At 40.1% G+C, this 16,719-nt stretch carries 17 protein-coding genes and 1 pseudogene; 15 read left to right on the top strand and 3 right to left on the bottom strand.

The features are described 5' to 3' along the window. Positions 1 to 55: 55 nt before the first annotated feature. Both QNH10_RS10850 and QNH10_RS10855 read right to left on the bottom strand, forming a co-directional pair. Positions 56 to 649, bottom strand: a complete 594-nt coding sequence (locus QNH10_RS10850) for a hypothetical protein (protein WP_283731578.1) — start codon at positions 647 to 649, stop codon at positions 56 to 58. A 49-nt stretch (positions 650 to 698) separates the two neighbouring features. Continuing rightward, positions 699 to 887: a YkvS family protein gene (locus QNH10_RS10855; RefSeq protein ID WP_283731579.1), complete on the bottom strand. Its 189-nt coding sequence runs from the start codon at positions 885 to 887 to the stop codon at positions 699 to 701. 237 nt (positions 888 to 1,124) lie between these two features. On the opposite strand from QNH10_RS10855, the gene QNH10_RS10860 reads away from it, so the two are divergent. The 6 genes from QNH10_RS10860 (at position 1,125) to QNH10_RS10885 (ending at position 5,652) form a co-directional block, all read left to right on the top strand. Continuing rightward, complete coding sequence (locus tag QNH10_RS10860) at positions 1,125 to 1,283, top strand: aspartyl-phosphate phosphatase Spo0E family protein (RefSeq protein WP_283734615.1); 159 nt, start codon at positions 1,125 to 1,127, stop codon at positions 1,281 to 1,283. Between the two features lie 27 nt (positions 1,284 to 1,310). After that, positions 1,311 to 2,246, top strand: a complete 936-nt coding sequence (locus tag QNH10_RS10865; protein ID WP_283731580.1) for an AAA family ATPase — start codon at positions 1,311 to 1,313, stop codon at positions 2,244 to 2,246. After that, a complete protein-coding gene (locus QNH10_RS10870; protein WP_283731581.1) occupies positions 2,246 to 3,097 on the top strand; it encodes a DUF58 domain-containing protein in 852 nt (283 codons plus the stop codon). The genes QNH10_RS10865 and QNH10_RS10870 overlap by 1 nt, the downstream gene beginning before the upstream one ends. Further along, the gene (locus tag QNH10_RS10875) at positions 3,087 to 3,455 is read left to right on the top strand and encodes a hypothetical protein (RefSeq protein ID WP_283731582.1); all 369 of its coding nucleotides are present in this window, start codon (positions 3,087 to 3,089) and stop codon (positions 3,453 to 3,455) included. Before QNH10_RS10870 ends, QNH10_RS10875 begins: the two co-directional genes overlap by 11 nt. Before the next feature lie 172 nt (positions 3,456 to 3,627). Beyond that, entirely contained in the window at positions 3,628 to 4,632 is a 1,005-nt protein-coding gene (locus QNH10_RS10880; RefSeq protein WP_283731583.1) for a hypothetical protein, read from the top strand. A gap of 147 nt (positions 4,633 to 4,779) precedes the next feature. After that, the gene (locus tag QNH10_RS10885; protein WP_283731584.1) at positions 4,780 to 5,652 is read left to right on the top strand and encodes an NAD(P)-dependent oxidoreductase; all 873 of its coding nucleotides are present in this window, start codon (positions 4,780 to 4,782) and stop codon (positions 5,650 to 5,652) included. Between the two features lie 87 nt (positions 5,653 to 5,739). On the opposite strand, the pseudogene QNH10_RS10895 reads toward QNH10_RS10885, so the two are convergent. After that, positions 5,740 to 6,158, bottom strand: a pseudogene (locus QNH10_RS10895) (YkyB family protein). A 218-nt stretch (positions 6,159 to 6,376) separates the two neighbouring features. Here QNH10_RS10895 and QNH10_RS10900 point away from each other — a divergent pair. From QNH10_RS10900 to QNH10_RS10940, 9 genes are all read left to right on the top strand, one after another. Beyond that, complete coding sequence (locus QNH10_RS10900; RefSeq protein ID WP_283731586.1) at positions 6,377 to 7,558, top strand: sensor domain-containing diguanylate cyclase; 1,182 nt, start codon at positions 6,377 to 6,379, stop codon at positions 7,556 to 7,558. Continuing rightward, positions 7,555 to 8,433, top strand: a complete 879-nt coding sequence (locus QNH10_RS10905; protein WP_283731587.1) for a putative bifunctional diguanylate cyclase/phosphodiesterase — start codon at positions 7,555 to 7,557, stop codon at positions 8,431 to 8,433. The genes QNH10_RS10900 and QNH10_RS10905 overlap by 4 nt, the downstream gene beginning before the upstream one ends. 446 nt (positions 8,434 to 8,879) lie before the next feature. After that, a complete protein-coding gene (locus QNH10_RS10910) occupies positions 8,880 to 9,680 on the top strand; it encodes a DUF2268 domain-containing putative Zn-dependent protease (protein WP_283731588.1) in 801 nt (266 codons plus the stop codon). A gap of 352 nt (positions 9,681 to 10,032) precedes the next feature. After that, positions 10,033 to 10,791, top strand: coding sequence for a 2,4-dienoyl-CoA reductase (gene fadH / locus QNH10_RS10915; protein ID WP_283731589.1), 759 nt, complete (start codon positions 10,033 to 10,035; stop codon positions 10,789 to 10,791). Positions 10,792 to 10,874: 83 nt separating this feature from the next. Continuing rightward, positions 10,875 to 11,105 carry a hypothetical protein gene (locus QNH10_RS10920; RefSeq protein WP_283731590.1) on the top strand — a complete coding sequence of 77 codons (231 nt, stop codon included), beginning with the start codon at positions 10,875 to 10,877 and terminating at the stop codon, positions 11,103 to 11,105. 239 nt (positions 11,106 to 11,344) lie between these two features. Next, the gene (cbpB, locus tag QNH10_RS10925) at positions 11,345 to 11,782 is read left to right on the top strand and encodes a cyclic-di-AMP-binding protein CbpB (protein ID WP_283731591.1); all 438 of its coding nucleotides are present in this window, start codon (positions 11,345 to 11,347) and stop codon (positions 11,780 to 11,782) included. A gap of 81 nt (positions 11,783 to 11,863) precedes the next feature. Next, entirely contained in the window at positions 11,864 to 13,348 is a 1,485-nt protein-coding gene (locus QNH10_RS10930; protein ID WP_283731592.1) for an MDR family MFS transporter, read from the top strand. After that, positions 13,335 to 14,225 (top strand): transcriptional regulator CcpC, encoded by an 891-nt coding sequence (gene ccpC / locus QNH10_RS10935; protein ID WP_283731593.1) that lies wholly within the window; start codon positions 13,335 to 13,337, stop codon positions 14,223 to 14,225. The genes QNH10_RS10930 and ccpC overlap by 14 nt, the downstream gene beginning before the upstream one ends. Before the next feature lie 80 nt (positions 14,226 to 14,305). Further along, a complete protein-coding gene (locus tag QNH10_RS10940) occupies positions 14,306 to 16,717 on the top strand; it encodes a DUF8725 domain-containing protein (protein WP_283731594.1) in 2,412 nt (803 codons plus the stop codon). Positions 16,718 to 16,719 lie beyond the last annotated feature (2 nt).

Consider the following 16,719-nt stretch of genomic DNA (forward strand, 5'->3'; position numbering starts at 1 on the left):
AGCCGAACAGACGATTCTGTTCGGCTTTTTGTTATCCAGCTTCGGGCGGCGTTTATTATTTAATCGTTTGCCCCATGTTCAGAAAGTCTTTCTGATATTCCTCTTCAGGTGTGTCAAAAAGGGTAAGTCGGATGACCATATTATCCTTTTCGAATAGGACACCTGTAACAGGACCAGTCTCAGTATCCACTTTAAATGCTTTTACGTTTTTTATTTCTTTCTCACTTGGGTTTGCAAAAACATCTTGCACCTCTTTTGGTTCTTCGCCGTTCCTAGAAGCAATTAAAACTTCTTGCATATTGTCTAATAAATATTCATATGTCTCTTCCTCTGCAACCTGCGTTTCAATACGCATAAAGGCAGAAGGGTTTTCTTCTGAATATAAGCTATCCCGTCCAGGCTCTTCGCTTGTAAGCTTATAGGTAGGCAATACATACATCGAGAAAGGTTGCGCATCACTATCAGTCAAAATGGCCTCTGACATGTCCTCATTAACGATGCTTCCCTGATCAGTTGCTGTTTCGTCGGAAACTTGCTCTGAATTGTTTGGGTCTGTGTTTTCACTCGGTTTTGTATCGCTATTTGTACATGCGGAAAGTAGAACCGCTGTTGCAAATCCAGTACATAAAAGTTTCCAATTTACTTTCACTACTATCCCTCCTCATTTCCTATTTAGACGGTTGTAGGAAAAAAATGTTTCATTCATCGCTTCCATGGATGATTGTATAACGTTTGTGGTTGATGACAGTCTTTTCTTCTAGTTCCAATTCGTTGAAGTTCTCCATATATGTCAAGTCAACAATTACTGAGTTTTCATTCACCTTCTCAACGATTCCTTGCAGCCCATCTTTGAATTCTATAATATTTCCAACTTCCGCAATTTTCATAGCGAAACAGCTCCTTTAATTGATTACTTCAACTAACATGCAGTGGAAAATCTGCAATGCAAGAAGTTTCACCTTATAGTGTGCAATAAAAAAACTATAACGTAAAGTCTTTCCTATTAAAATAGAATTTTTTTATTTGTTCAAGATATCTAAAATAGAATTACCTTTATCTTCAAAATCATGTATAATAATAATTTAGTAATATCTTCTATAGTGGGGGGATTGCGCTTGAAACAGATGTTAGAGGAACAAGTTGAGTCCAAGCGCACGGAGTTGATCGTGATGGCTAGGCAAAAAGGTTTATCATCGATTGATACCTTAATGATAAGTGAAGAGCTTGATCGTCTAATCAACCAATACAATTCCCTTGAAAATGAAGAGATCTTTTTAAAATAAATAGGGAAATGGGAAAGGGTGGTTTATTTGGTAACAATTAAAGATTTTAGAAAAGAGTTAAACCAGGCTGTAATTGGTAGAGAGAAAGAATTTGATTTGATGTTGATAGCTTTATTGCAAGATGGACATGTATTGCTTGAAAGTGTGCCTGGGTCAGGAAAAACGATGATGGCTAAAAGTTTTGCGAACGCATTTAAAGGTGATTTTAAACGTGTTCAATTCACGCCAGATGTTTTGCCATCAGATGTAACAGGTATTCGTTATTTCAATCCTCAATCACAGGATTTCATACTGAAAGCTGGTCCGGTCTCTTCAAATATTCTATTGGCAGATGAAATAAACCGTGCAACACCGCGTACGCAGTCTAGTTTGCTTGAGTCGATGGAAGAGAAGCAAGTGACGATAGACGGAGAAACGCTTCCATTACCGAAACCGTTCATGGTCATTGCAACGCAAAATCCAATTGAGTCGCAACAAGGGACATTCCCGCTGCCAGCTGCACAATTAGACCGTTTTCTTTTTAAATTGAACATCGATTATCCGACATTTGAAGAGGAACATGAGATTTTAAAGCAGTATGGCCAAAAGCCTGGGGATATTAAAACGCAAACGATTATCGACGCAGAAACTGTTTTGAAATGGGCGGCTGAAGCTCGAAAAGTAAGTGTCCATGAAGATATCGAAAAGTATATATTGAAAATCGTCCGTGCGACAAGGGAGCATCCATTCTTGGAACTTGGTTTGAGTTCTCGTGCGGCTCTCGCAATTCTCCAAGCTACGCGTACAAAGGCCTATCTCGAAGGCAGGGATTATGCAACGCCAGACGACGTTAAGGCAATTGTTGCACCAGTTGCACTGCATCGGATGGAGCTATCGACGGAAGGGGTATTGACAAAGAGTATTGATGAAGTGCTTCAAGAAATAGTTGTTTCCATTCCAACTCCATTAGAGGCTACAGTCTAATGAACTGGATACGTTATGAAAATGGATTTAAGACTATACATCAAGGCATGGCCTTTACTTTCATATTTTTTATCTGGTCCTTCATTTTTTTACAACCGTGGTTGGCTGCAGGCTTTGGTGCGGTTTTTGGTATGCTTGCATTCCAGAACGTTTATTTTGCCAAGGTAGGCAAGGATTTGAAAGTCAACTTCAAGGCAAAACAGAAACGTATTTTGATAGATGGTGAAGAAGAGTTGATCATGGAGTTTGAAAATGGCATCGTTCCGATTTGGAATGGCACGCTTACCCTGTCAATTGAAGATCCCGTTGCGCCGAATACTGATAATCGAAAACATTATAGCGGCATTTACGACTTATCGGTTCCGTTTGCGGTTGGGTCAAATAAGAAGGTTGAAATCCGGATTCCTCTTGAAGGTAAAAAGAGGGGAATGTCGAGGGTCACAAGACTATTGCTGGAAGTACCGCACCTATTTGGTGACGGCTCTGTCAATATGGAACTAGAAGATCCAATTTCCTATCAAAGCTTAGTTTACCCGCGAGTAACGACACTTAGAAGGGAACTGGAATCATCACCATTCAAGCCTGGGGAAGTTGAGCAAAAGACTTCACTGTTTAGAGATACATTGCAGATGATCGGCACCCGTGATTACGTGCCGACAGATCGTTTCGATCAAATCCACTGGACGGCAAGCGCTAAAATGCAAAAACTCCAAACGAAGGAATTCCTTCCGGTCAGCTCACAAAGTGTCGCGCTCATTTTGAATGCAATCGAGAAGGACAGAGGGTATATGGATTTCGAAAAAAAAAATCGAAAGGCTCGTTTCATATGCCGATTATTGCATGAAACATAATATTCCTTATTCGGTTTCAATCAATTTGCGTAGCTTTGGATCAACACCTTATTTACAATTGCCAAGCGGTACCGGGAAAATCCAGTTTCAAAAAACGATGGTCATGCTTGCGAAAATATCTGATAAGAATGCAAAAATGTTTTATGAAGAGATGCTGTTAAATATGGAAAGTACTGGACAACTTCCGCAAACGATCGTTTTGATTACGCATGAAAATGAAAAGGTCAGGGCGGTTGCACAAAAGTGGTCGAAACAATACACGGTCATTATGGATACCGCAAGTGAAGGGAGTGGAGAAGAATGGAACAATCCAGTTTTGAAAAAGACCGGAACAGATTCATCCATTCCGAGCGCTTAGTCGTTGAACTATTTCTTTTAGTGTATCTATTCGCCTTCCTACTTGCGAATCCAACTTCCATCATGCCATACATTTGGCTGCTTATCGCAATTGTTGGCGGATCATCTCTTATGTCCTGTTTACTAAACGTAGTTATTCTTTCGGTCTTAGCCTTGCACTCGCGGTATGCCTGATGGTGCTGTTATGGCTGATTGGGACTCCATTGATGATTCTTTTGGTGTTTTTCGTATTTGTGCTTTGGAGGATTCATGCAAACTTCAATGGCTCGCGAATTAATGGTTGGCCATTTTTTGCTGCAAATTCAGCCGCTTTGGTCTTTTTCTCTTTTGTTTCGAGGGTGTTTTATGTATTCGAAAATCCACAGTTGATCATGCGGCAAATGCTGATCATCTATCTGTGCACATCGTTGCTGTTCTATTTTATACGGATGCTTTCGATTACGGTGAACAGCAGGCAGTTAGGCAACTTCAAAGTGAGAGAAGCTGGAAGGATTTTCGGCGTTATTATGGGGATTGGGACTTCAGCGTTTTTAGTTATTTTATTTGCCCTGAAGCCTGTACGAACAATGTTCATCGAGATTTTCAGTTTTCTTTTCGGTGGCGTGTTTGGGATTTTTGGGAGAGCGTTGGATCCTATACTGGAACCTCAAGTAATCATAGAGGAAAATGTGGAGGAAGAAGTTGAAGGTAGTTGGGACGACTGGACACCATTAGATGATCCATATAAAGTCTTTGGCAACACTTCCTCAATCTTTGAATACACGACATTGGCTGTTGCTTTGGTTATTTTAATCGCCGTCGTAATCATCATCATCATGAAAAAGAAAAACAATCGCTATGTTGAAAAACAGGAAGCCTACACATTTTCGTTCAAAGGGAAGAAAGAGAAAGAAACGAAACATCAAAGCTTGTTGTATGATTATTCTTCCGCAAGGGATGAGGTACGGAAATCTTTTGAACGATTTGAGAAAGAGGCTCAGGACTTTAAATTAAATAGGCTGCACGGTGAGACTGTGAAAGAGTGGTTTTCACGCATGGGCTGGGGGCAGAATGAACAGATTTTAACTGTTTACAATGAGGTCAGATATGGCTCGCATGTCCCTACAGAGAGTGAGCAAACTAATTTTATGCAAGCACTTGATCAAATTAAAAAAAGTTTTTTCGTAAAAGAGGTTTAGAATGTTTTAAAACGGGGGACATTATAATTGAACACAGCAACATTCTCATTTCCCCCTTTTGAGGACGGACCCTTTACAGGATCTGTCCTCCTTTTTTTATGATTTTTGATTATAATGGATATAGACTAAAAATTGGAGGAGTTATGAATGGGGAAAGAGAAAATTGCTTTTATTGGAACCGGAGTTATGGGAAGTAGTATTGTTAAACACCTAAGAAATGCTGAATATGATGTGACAATTTTTACACGTACTAAGGAAAGGGCAGAGTCGGTAATTGCCTTGGGAGCAAAGTGGGCTGAAACAGTTGGACAAGCAGTGAAAGATGCTGACCTTATCTTTACAATGGTTGGCTATCCGGCAGACGTTGAAGAAGTATATTACTCCAAAAATGGAATTTTTGCGAATGCGCAAAATGGAGCAGTTTTAGTTGATATGACGACATCAAGTCCGGAATTAGCAAAAAGAATTGCGGCGGATGGTGAAAATAAGGGACTTCATTCTATAGATGCACCAGTCTCCGGAGGGGATGTCGGTGCCCAAAATGGTACTTTATCGATTATGTGTGGAGGAGATGAGCAGACATTTAAACGATTGCTCCCAATTTTAGAGGTTTTCGGGAAGCAAATTGTTTACCAAGGGGGTGCAGGTGCAGGTCAGCATACAAAAATGTGCAATCAAATTGCCATCGCGACAAATATGATTGGGGTCTGTGAAGCGCTTGCCTATGGAAAGGCCGCTGGATTGGATGCTGACACGATATTGCAATCCATTTCATCTGGCGCCGCGGGATCATGGTCCCTTTCAAATTTAGCTCCACGAATTATAAACGGTGATTTTGAACCAGGATTCTTTGTTAAACATTTCCTGAAGGACATGAATATTGCATTATCTGAAGCTGAACTTATGGGGATATCGCTCCCAGGTCTTGAAATGGCAAGGAATATGTATGATGAACTTATTGGAGAAGGATATGGTGAGAAAGGGACACAGGTTTTATACAAACGATATATCGGCAAGTGAAAAAGGAGGGGAAACCCTCCTTTTTATTTTCCATCCAAGTATGATGAACGAAATGATTGGGTGTTGCTCACTCTCGGTTTTAATCGTTTAGCTGGTCGTTTTGGTGAAACCAATCTTTTTCTTTCCGACCGTTATCGGTGGATTTTGTTCATCGATAAAATCTGACAATATTTCTTTCGCGGTTTTCAAATTCATCCGTTCTTGGGGGTTCCGAAATGTTTCGTCTTGGTTGCCTAAATGGGGAAGAGATTTGAAGTCTTCTTTTTCAGGTAAGGTATGAAGAGGAAGTCACCGCATTTAACTAATACGGTAGAGCTTTGTTTGCTTAATTGGGGATTTTCGATAAAGTGTAAGCCGATTTTTTGTGCATATCCCAAACGAAGCAATTTTCGTATCGAACTGTTTTTCAATTCGTATAGTACTCGATTATTTGGTGCAGTTTTTGCGTGCCGATTCACAGTGTAAATTGCAATGGCGATTTGACGTATGTTGCTCTCAGTTTCCATAGACTCCTCCTATTTATTTTAAAATCTTTCCTCTCTTTATATTTTATCACAAATATTCTCGAAACATTTACAAAATGATTAGGCGAAAGGTACTGAAATTTTAGGAAACTACTATTTTTTTGTCGAATTAAAAGGTATACTTGTAAAATAACGTCGAAAAAAAGTACTGCATGAGAGCATAAAACTATTTTACATTCAAGACATGCATGGAGGCGGCCATGAAGAATAAAACAGTGGAAATTGAAGCTCAACTTGAACCAGCAACGGATACATACTTTTACAATCATCCATTCGACATGACCGTCCTAATCGGGTCGGGCATAGAAAATGAATGGAAGGTGATCCTCGCTAATAATAAAGCAAGCCACTTTTTCAAGGAGGAAGAAGGGGTCCTTGCATCGGCTTTTTTTGGATCTATTTGGAAAACGATTAAAAAGCATCTAAAAGCGTTAAAGGTTCGACCGTATACACAAGCGTTTTTAACCATCAAAACAGATGATAAGGATAAGCTTTTTGAGTTGAGATTATTTCGACAAGAAACCAAAGAATTCGAGCAAACTATATTTATCGAATTAAGTGCCCAAGATGAATTAATGTCAGAACAAAAAGTTAGGTGGCTATACGAGCAAAAGTATATGTCAGTCATTGATCATAATTTAGATCCGATTATTACAGTTAATCGGAAAAACCGGATTACATATGCAAATAGCGCGGTTCATAAATCTTTTGGGTATCGTTCAAAAGAATTGACGGGCAGATCCATTGTGGATTTAATTGGAGACGAAAGGGTCGACGATTTTAGGAGTTTCCTATCGCGTGCGTTCTCTGGTGAGTCAATCGAAATGGAAGGAATAACTTTTTTTCATAAAAAAGGACAGTATCTGTCAGCTTATTTGAAAACCATCCCCGTTTCAATACAAGGGGAAATACAGGAAATCCATTTTATATTAAGGGATACTTCTACACATTTTAAAAATAACGAAAAGCTATTATTCCTATCTTATCATGACCAATTAACGGGATTGTGGAACAGAAGGGCCTTGAAAGAACATTTTGAGGGTGATGCTGAATACGCATACCGCAGTGAAGAAAAAATATCGTTCATTCATTTGGATTTGGATCGTTTCAAGACCATCAACGATTCGATTGGAAGAACAGGTGCCGATGAAATCCTAAAAATGATTGCTGAACGGATCAAAGTTGTATGTCCGAAGGCAGGCAAGCTCTATCGGAATGGCGGGGACGAATTTATCATCCTTTTGCGCGATCATTCCATCGAAAAAACGGAAGACCTATCTAAACGAATATTAAGCGATTTTACAAAGCCGTTCTATTTCGACCATCAAGAATATTTCATTTCCTCTTCTATCGGTATTTCAGTTTACCCCGACGATGGGTGATACTTGAAGATCTTCTAAAAAAAGCGGAGCAGGCTGTATTTTTCGTCAAAGAACGTGGGAGAGCACATTACAGGTTTTATAAAGAAGAGATGAACACATCCTTTACGGATGCTGCAATAATGGAATCCCATCTCCGTAGAGCGATAGAGTTCAATGAACTTGAAATTCATTATCAACCGCAAGTGAATTTAAAAACTGGACAAATTGACAGCTTCGAGGCATTGCTAAGGTGGAATAATCGTAAATTCGGTTTCGTCTCACCATCGCTATTCATACCGATGGCGGAAGAATCAGGACTCATTCATACAATAGGGGATTGGGTACTGGAAACTGTTTGTAAACAACTGAAGGAATGGCAGGACAAGCAATTCCGGAAAGTGCGGATTGCAGTAAATATCTCACCAAAACAATTCAGCACAGGTGAATTTGCGAATAAAGCAAAAGATATGATTGATAAGTATGGTATACATGCGTCCTCATTCGAAGTTGAAATAACTGAAACTGTACTTATGAATATAAAAGATACACTTTTCACTTTGCAAAAGCTGAAGGAGATTGGCGTAACGATTTCAATAGATGATTTCGGTACTGGATATTCATCACTTAGTTACTTGAAATTGTATCCGATTGATATCATTAAGATCGACCGATCGTTTATTAAGGATATTGAAGTGGATGAAAAAAATGCTGCGATTGCCAAGACGATTATTAATCTTGCGCATAATCTTGGGATGCAAGTGATTGCTGAAGGAGTAGAGAAGGATTTACAGGTTAAAATCCTAACAGAGGCCGACTGCCATAAAGCGCAGGGGTTTTTATTCAGCAAGGCTATACCTGCTTCACAAATTGTTGAAAAGTATTTTTCATGGATGTGAAAGAAAATGCCTTAAACAGTTGCTCTCCGTTCCAGGCGGACGCTTTCCGCGGGCGAGGCTGAGCCTCCTCAGTCGCGAAAAGCGCGCTCCTTGCGGGTCTCAGTTGTCTCGCTTTTCCCGCAGGAAAATCCGTAACGAACGAAGAACGGCTTTTGCGAACAAAAGCGAAGCGTTGAGAGCATATCTTTGAACTTCGCCGCCTTCCACTTCAAGCAACGGAGAGTTTTATAAATGGGGAAGGTTCAACAATCTAGTAAAGGAAGAGGAGAACAATAAAAACCACAAATAAAGTTTTAATTACAATTTGTTTTCTTTTTATTTTATCTTTAACTGCCTGTAAGCAAATTGAGCAATCAAATGAGGATATAAAAAGTGAGCAAGAAGGCATATCTTATTCATTTAAAAACCCAAATACAGGGCAGGAATTTAATATAATCTATGCCTACTTGTTATATGGGTATTTTTTTGATGCAGTCAAAGATAATCCAGATCAAACACTCTATAGATTATATCAACAGGAAATAATACAACCTGTATATGAAGCATGCTTCAAAGATGCTGAACATTTTAACATGGATTCTGCCACTGTATTGGAATGGACACCAAAAGAAAGTGATTTTGACAGTATTAAAAATCAAATTGAAAAAATGAATAAAGATTATTTAAATGAGATATTTGAGGAATCACTTGTTAAGTCCTCAGACATACTCCCATCAGATAAAACAACTACAGTATGTGTGTTTCCTGAAAATGAAAGGTATCCTTCTCAAATGGTGACAAGCGGGTCAGGGAAAGTTACAGTCTTTTACAGTAGGCTTGATAATACTTATAAACCAGGTATGGCCCATGAATACCATCATAGTGTTTGGATTGGAAAACATCATACGGAAAATTATAATTTGACAGGATTAGATTATTTAATACTGGAAGGGCAAGCAGTAATGTTTGAAACCTTGGTGTATCCCAATTTAAACAGTACCCATTATTATGTTGACGAAGGCTTTAACAAAGAAAATTGGAGCAAGATTGAGCCATATCTTAATAGTATCCCTACCAATGAAATCATTGCTGAAATGATGTTTGGTGGCACTAATAATCTCCCACATAATTATGGCTATAGCGAAGGATACAAAATGGTTCGATCTTATTTAAATATGCATCCTGATATGACAGTAGGAGAATGGACTTCAAAAAGTTCGGAGGAAATTTTTGAAGAAGGAAACTACATGGCTAACTATCTCAACTAAAGTGAACATGTATTTCTTTAACCCCAAATAGCCTCAATTAATTATGTAATTAATAAATTGATTAATAAGCATTCTCTTAGTTGATTGGAGCGGAGGGCGGCGACTCCGGGAGGATTAGCGAGAGCCGTAACGAAGAACGGCTTTTGCGAGTGAAGCGTAGCGAAAGGAGCACATCTTTGCTCTGACAGGTGAAACACCCTGTGAGCGTAGCGAGCGGTGTGGTTCACCGCCCGCCCTGCGGAAAGCGTCCGCCTGAAACGGAAATCAACGGTTGACAGATTACTCTCGGAAACTATGGAAAGTTATGCTATAATTTTGAATGAATACTCATTCACTTTTAAGGGGGATTGTTATGTTTACTGAAAAGGTGTTTATTGTAACTGGTGGATCGAACGGTATGGGGAAGTACATGGCAAAGAAATTTGCTGATGAAGGTGCCGATGTAATTATCACCGGGCGCGACCTCGATCGGCTAAATGCCGCAAAAGGGGAAATTGGGGAAAGAGCGCATATTTATCAAATGGACGTGCGCAATATTGAAAATGTACAAGGTTTAGTCGAATTCGCAGACGAGAAATTCGGGAAAATTGATGGCCTCGTGAATAACGCTGCCGGTAATTTCATTGTCAAAGCGGAGGAACTTTCTCCGAATGGATGGAATGCGGTCATTGATATTGTTTTAAATGGGACATTCTACTGTACAAGTGCAGTCGGGAATTATTGGATTAAAAAAGGGCAGAAAGGTTCCATTCTTAATATGCTGGCGACCTACGCATGGGATGCTGGTCCGGGAATTGTCCATTCGGCTGCGGCAAAGGCTGGCGTCATGTCGTTGACACGCACACTTGCTGTTGAGTGGGGAAGAAGCTACGGGTTCAGAATAAATGGAATTGCTCCAGGCCCAATTGAACGAACTGGCGGTGCAGAACGTCTGTTCCAATCGGAAAAAGCAGTTCAACGAACGATCAATTCAGTACCGCTTGGAAGAGTGGGTAAACCAGAAGAAATTGCTGAATTAGCTGCCTTCATCATGTCAGACAAAGCAGCATATATGAACGGCGAAATCGTAACATTAGACGGCGGTCAATGGTTGAACCAGTATCCTTTCTAAAGTGAAAACACTAACTGAACAAGTATTATATCGCTTAACTAACACATCCTAAATGAAAATTGTGTTAGGGAGGATGTTTTTAGATGGTAATTTGGGTTATTCCATTGGCAATCGTGTTTTTTATTATTGGGGCTATTGGATGGAAAGCTGTAAGAAGCTGGAATACCGGTGTTGTTCTGAATGAAAATGATCATGATGTTTCAGATGCGATTGAAGATCATCCGATGTCTCTGAACCCTATCATTTGGGTGATCGCTGTGGCAACGTTATTTATTCTATTCGTAATTTTCTTTTACTGGGCCTCTTCCATATAGGAAGGGGTTTTCTTTTTTGCTGCTGAAACTTGTCCAGCTCCGGGCGCTAACTGCTTGGGTCATAAGTCAGCTTCGCTGCACGTCAAAAGACTCCGTTTAGCTATCTGTCTTATGCCTGTCGCAGTTAGGCGAGCGCCCTGCGCATTTATTTTGAATTCGATGGGATGTTAACTGCTCTTATGGTATGATAGTGTTGTAGAATTGTTTTAAAGCTTGTGAACAGAAGGAGCGATATTTCAATGATTTCTCTAAATAACAGGGATTTTCTATTCGTACCGATTGCCGATTATATAATTCCTGCCGAAAAAGTGGCACATGTTCAAATCGGCAATAATGCGGAACACGCCCTTCTCGTCCTTACGAAAACCGGTTATTCTGCAATACCTGTCATCGATTCAAAAAATCACCTAAAAGGACTCCTTGGAATTGGGATGATTACAGATTCCATTTTAGGGTTGGAACGAATCGAATATGAAAAGCTTGCAGACTTGAAGGTGGACCAAATCATGCAAACGGATATTCCGAACATAAAAACTACTGACAAGTTCCAAAAGGGCTTGGACCTGCTTATTAATCATACTTTTCTTTGTGTAACTGAAGAGGACGGTACTTTTGCGGGTATACTGACGAGAAGAGTTATGCTGAAAGAATTTAAGAAATACATTTACAAGAATTAATGCTCAATGGTTCGCCGTTGAAGAGGAAGGCTCCAATTGGGGCCTTTTGTTATTTGTATCGATGTGAGAAGGAGAATTATTATGAATATACATAAAAAGACAAATCGACCATTCGTTTTGATCTCAGTGATGCTTGCCATGTTCGTTGGTGCGGTAGAAGCGACAATCGTTTCAACGGCAATGCCTGCAATTGCTGCAGAACTTGGTGGCTTTTCGAGATATAGTTGGATATTTTCATCCTATTTGTTGATGAGTACTGTCACTGTTCTTATATATGGAAAGTTGGCGGACTTGTTTGGTCGTAAACCAATATTCTTTATTGGAATGTCTATCTTTCTTATAGGTTCTATCCTTTGTGGCTTTGCATACACGATGGAACAGTTAATCGTCTATAGATTGATCCAAGGGTTAGGAGCAGGCGCAGTCATGCCAATCGCAACTACGATTGTTGGGGATATCTATTCGACTAAGGAAAGGGCGAAAATCCAAGGTTACCTATCAAGTGTATGGGGCGTTTCTGCAGTTTCAGGCCCAGTCATTGGTGGTTTGATTGTCCAGTATATGGACTGGAAATATGTTTTCTGGGTGAATGTACCACTTGGTCTTTTGGCGATGGCGGGAGTATTTTTCTTTCTTCAAGAACCTGTAATTGAACGGAAGGTTGCCATTGATTTTAAAGGGGCAGCACTTTTAGCCACTTCTTTATCAATCATCCTATTTTGGCTTGTTGAAGGCGGGCAAGCATTCGATAGGACATCCTTATTAAGTCTTTTCTTAGTTGTTTTCGGGATTGGATTGTTTACATTATTCATCTGGACGGAGCGAAGGGCCGCGGATCCTATGATGCCATTTGCTATTTGGAAAAATCCTGTGATTCTTTACGCAAATCTTGTTTCGTTAACGACAGGTGGCATAATGATTGGCGTTTCCTCTTATTTACCGACATTCGTGACAGGTGTAATGGAACAGCCTGCAATTATCGCTGGGTTTACATTGACAGCGATGTCGATAGGATGGCCAATTGCCTCTTCTGTTGCAGGACATCTTCTTATAAGATTCGGGACTTTTAAGGTTTCATTCGCCGGAGGGTTATCATTAATTATCGGAGGAATGTTATTCGTATTAATGACTGGTGGGTCGGGCCCTTTATGGGCAGCATTCTCAAGCTTTTTTATTGGTGTAGGTATGGGTTTGACAAGTACAGCCTTCATTGTAACTATTCAAGGAGCTGTTAGCCGGGAACACCGCGGTTCTGCGACTGCGGCTAACATGTTCATGCGTAATTTTGGGAATACGATAGGAGCCGCAATTTTCGGAGCCGTACTTAATGGATCATTACTTACGATCTTCAAAAAGAAGGAACTTGACTATGAAGTAAATGACATTAATCTTCTTTTGACGGAAGAAGCGAGGTCAACACTGCCAGTTTTCAAAATGGAAGAATTGCAACATGCACTTGATGGGTCTTTACAATGGGTATATATCGCCGTTCTTGTTTTTGCAGTAATAAGTATGCTACTTATTTTACGGATTCCGCGGGGGGTGGTTCAATATGACGACAACTGAACTTGAAATTATCAAGACTTTGGCTGAAGAGGGAAATATGCGGAAGGCTGCAGAACGGTTATTTCTATCGCAGCCTGCACTTTCTCAACGGCTTCAGACAATTGAGAAAGAATGGGGGACATTGCTTTTCATCCGCTCCCAAAAAGGATTGGAACCTACTCCAGCTGGTGAACTTGTTATTTCGTTCGCAAAGGAAACAATTCTTAAAAAAGAGGAAACTGCGGAAATGATTGCTTCATTGGCGGATAAAGTGCATGGAACCTTGAAAATTGCCTGCGCTTCTATTGTTGGCCAAACATGGCTGCCTCAAGTATTGAAAGAGTTTGTTGGTACGTATCCTGATGCAAAAATTTCTTTGATGACTGGTTGGAGTTCGGAAATTGTAAAAGCACTTTATGACGGGGAAGCGCATATTGGAATTGTACGTGGACAAGTCGATTGGAAAAGTAAAAAAGAATATTTATTCAGGGATCGCCTGTATCTTGTCGATCAAGAAATCACATCAATTGACGAGTTGAAAAATACAAGCAGGCCATTCATCCAGTTTAAAAGCGATTCAAATTATTATATGGAAATCCAGCGATGGTGGCAGCGCCATTTCACGCAAAACCCTGGAAGACAAATTACCGTGGACCAAATCGAGACGTGTAAACAGCTTGCGCTTAATGGAATCGGTTATGCGATCTTACCTTCCATAACGTTAACGGGGAATGAGGATGTCAATAGGATACCGCTTTTGAATAGTGAGGAAGAATTTGAACTGACAAGAGATACATGGCTGATCGGCTATGAATCTTCGTTTGCATTGAAACAAGTGGATGCGTTTACTCAAGTTGTAAATAAATATGCTGGAAGATTAAGAAAGGAATCAGAATAGAAGGGAACTTTCCTCTATTCTCTACGTACTAATTAGGAAAGGTCAAAGTTAGATGGCGTTTGACGAAGGGGGATTTACTTATGTGGAAGAGGCAAATAGGAATTATTTTAACACTAATGGCATTATGCCTGTTTTTACCAACCATTCATGCAATGGCAGCTCCTGAGCTTAAAGTAAAGGTGTCTGCCGGGTTTGACGGAAAGGCAAAGTATGGTAAAGGGGCACCCATTACGATTGAAATCGAAAATAGTGGAACATCGTCGTTTAATGGTGATTTAATCATCGATACACAGCAATCATATGAATCAGGAGTCGGTGAAGTTTTTCCGCTAAATATAGGGGCTGGGGAAACGAAAACAGTCACTTTCATTAATTCTAAGATGTTCGATTTCAATATGTATGGTATGAACACTAAGTCAATCTTCTTTTATGAAGGTGGCTGGAAACAAGGGAAAGAGATAGCCCATAAAGGTTCTCAGCAAATAACGGTTGCTATGTATCACGAAGATACAAAAATCATAACTGCATTTACGGATAATATCGATCGTCTGTCCGCTTTAAAAGGAATGCGCTTAACCAATTATCCTAACGTGCAGATGATTGATGCTTCCAAGATAGCCTCCGTTAAACTACCAGATGAATCTGCCGGATGGGGACCAACTGATACGATTATCATTGATGAATACCCGATTGCTGACATGACTACTGCTGAACAGGAAGCGTTACTAAACTGGGTTCGTTCAGGTGGGGTCATCATTTTCGGAGGTTCAGATCATCTAACTGTAGAGTCTGGTGTTTTTGCAGATTATTTGCCGCTTACACAAACTACTAGTACAACAATCGGTCCTGAAGCATTCATTATTTGGACTGGAATCGAAGGCTTTGATAAGGAAGTTACTATTGCGCAGTCAGAATTGAATGCCGATGCCAAAGTGATTTATGCAGACGGTCCTCATATTTTGGCGGCATCGAAGCCACTTGGTAAGGGAATGGTAGTTCAAACCTCTTTTTCATTGGGAGATGAACCCTTTTCAAAAATGCATGGGGCACATACTGTGTGGAAAAAACTACTTGACACTGTTGATCAATCAATGATGACAGGTGGTATGATGCCATATTACAACGATCCGGTTGAATCATTACGTTGGACCATTGGAAATTCGAATGAGCTCTTTCCATCATTCAAAGTGTCCGCCCCACTTCTATTTGGAGTAATTCTGATCTACATTGTCATCATCATTCCGATTTTATATCTTGTATTGAAACGTAAAGACAAAAGGGAGCACGCATGGTGGATTATTCCCGCGATATCGGTTGCCGTTTCCGTGTTCATCTTTGCATATGGTGCACGAGATCGTATCGGCCAGGCTCAAATACAGCAGACTTCCGTCTTTGATGTGAGCGGGGATGGAACATTGACTGGTTATTTTGTTGAATCCATTTTGACAAACAAAGCAGGGGATTTTGTTTTCTCAGTACCCCTCGAGACGACTTTATCAACGTATACGCCATATTCGATGGGTTCCATTTTCGGACCTTCGCGAATGAGCACCAATTCACATAAGCGGGCTATCCTTGAAAAAGACGCAACAGGCTCTAAATTATCTTTAAGAGATATTGGTTACTGGGATGTTGCTTCCGTGTATGGTCAAACGACGCTGGATCTAAAAGGAAATTACGATGTGAAACTTACCGTGAAGGATAAACAGCTTACTGGTGAAATAACGAATAATTTCCCTTTCCCTTTAAAAGATGTTGCTATTTGGTCAGGAAATAAGCAAATCGAAATTGGTGATTTAGGACCGGGCGAAACGTTAAAAGTGAATGAAACTTTGACTACTTCCACATTATTGCCTAAACGTTCAGTCAGCAATGTGTATTCGGGCCAAATGCCGGTGAACACAGATGAATTAATGGAAATGAGAAAACGTGGACTAATGTCGTTTTCAGGTGATTTTATCAATAGTCAATCCAAACCAGCAATCATTGGTTATGCGGATACACAACTAATACCTGTAAAGCTTGAGAAGATAAAAGCGACTACCGACGCACTGACAATGATTACACAGCCATTTACACCTAAAATTGAATTCAGTGATTCCTTCACGATGGATGCCGAAATGATGGAGATGAAACTTCTTTCGGAGAAATATAATATGGAGCCTCATCTAACGGGCTATCCGGGTAATATGTACTATTTCGATGAGGAAAGTTATGTCCAAACATGGAAGATTCCTGAGGAGTACATGGGGAATGGATTCCACTGGAAGTCAGCAGATATATCCAAAATTCAACACCAATTATATAATTTGAGCATTTTTAATCAAACCACACAGCAATTCGAGCAATTAAAGTCTGAACGGAAGCAAACCATCGATTCAATCCGGCCTTACTTGTCTGAAAATGGTGAATTGAAATTCCACCTTGAATTTACAGGTGGGCAACGTGGAATGAAGCACAAGCTCCCGAAATCAAGTTGCATGGCGAGGTGAAG

Origin of the sequence: Sporosarcina thermotolerans (genome assembly GCF_030067815.1) — a bacterium.
GTDB lineage: Bacteria > Bacillota > Bacilli > Bacillales_A > Planococcaceae > Sporosarcina > Sporosarcina thermotolerans.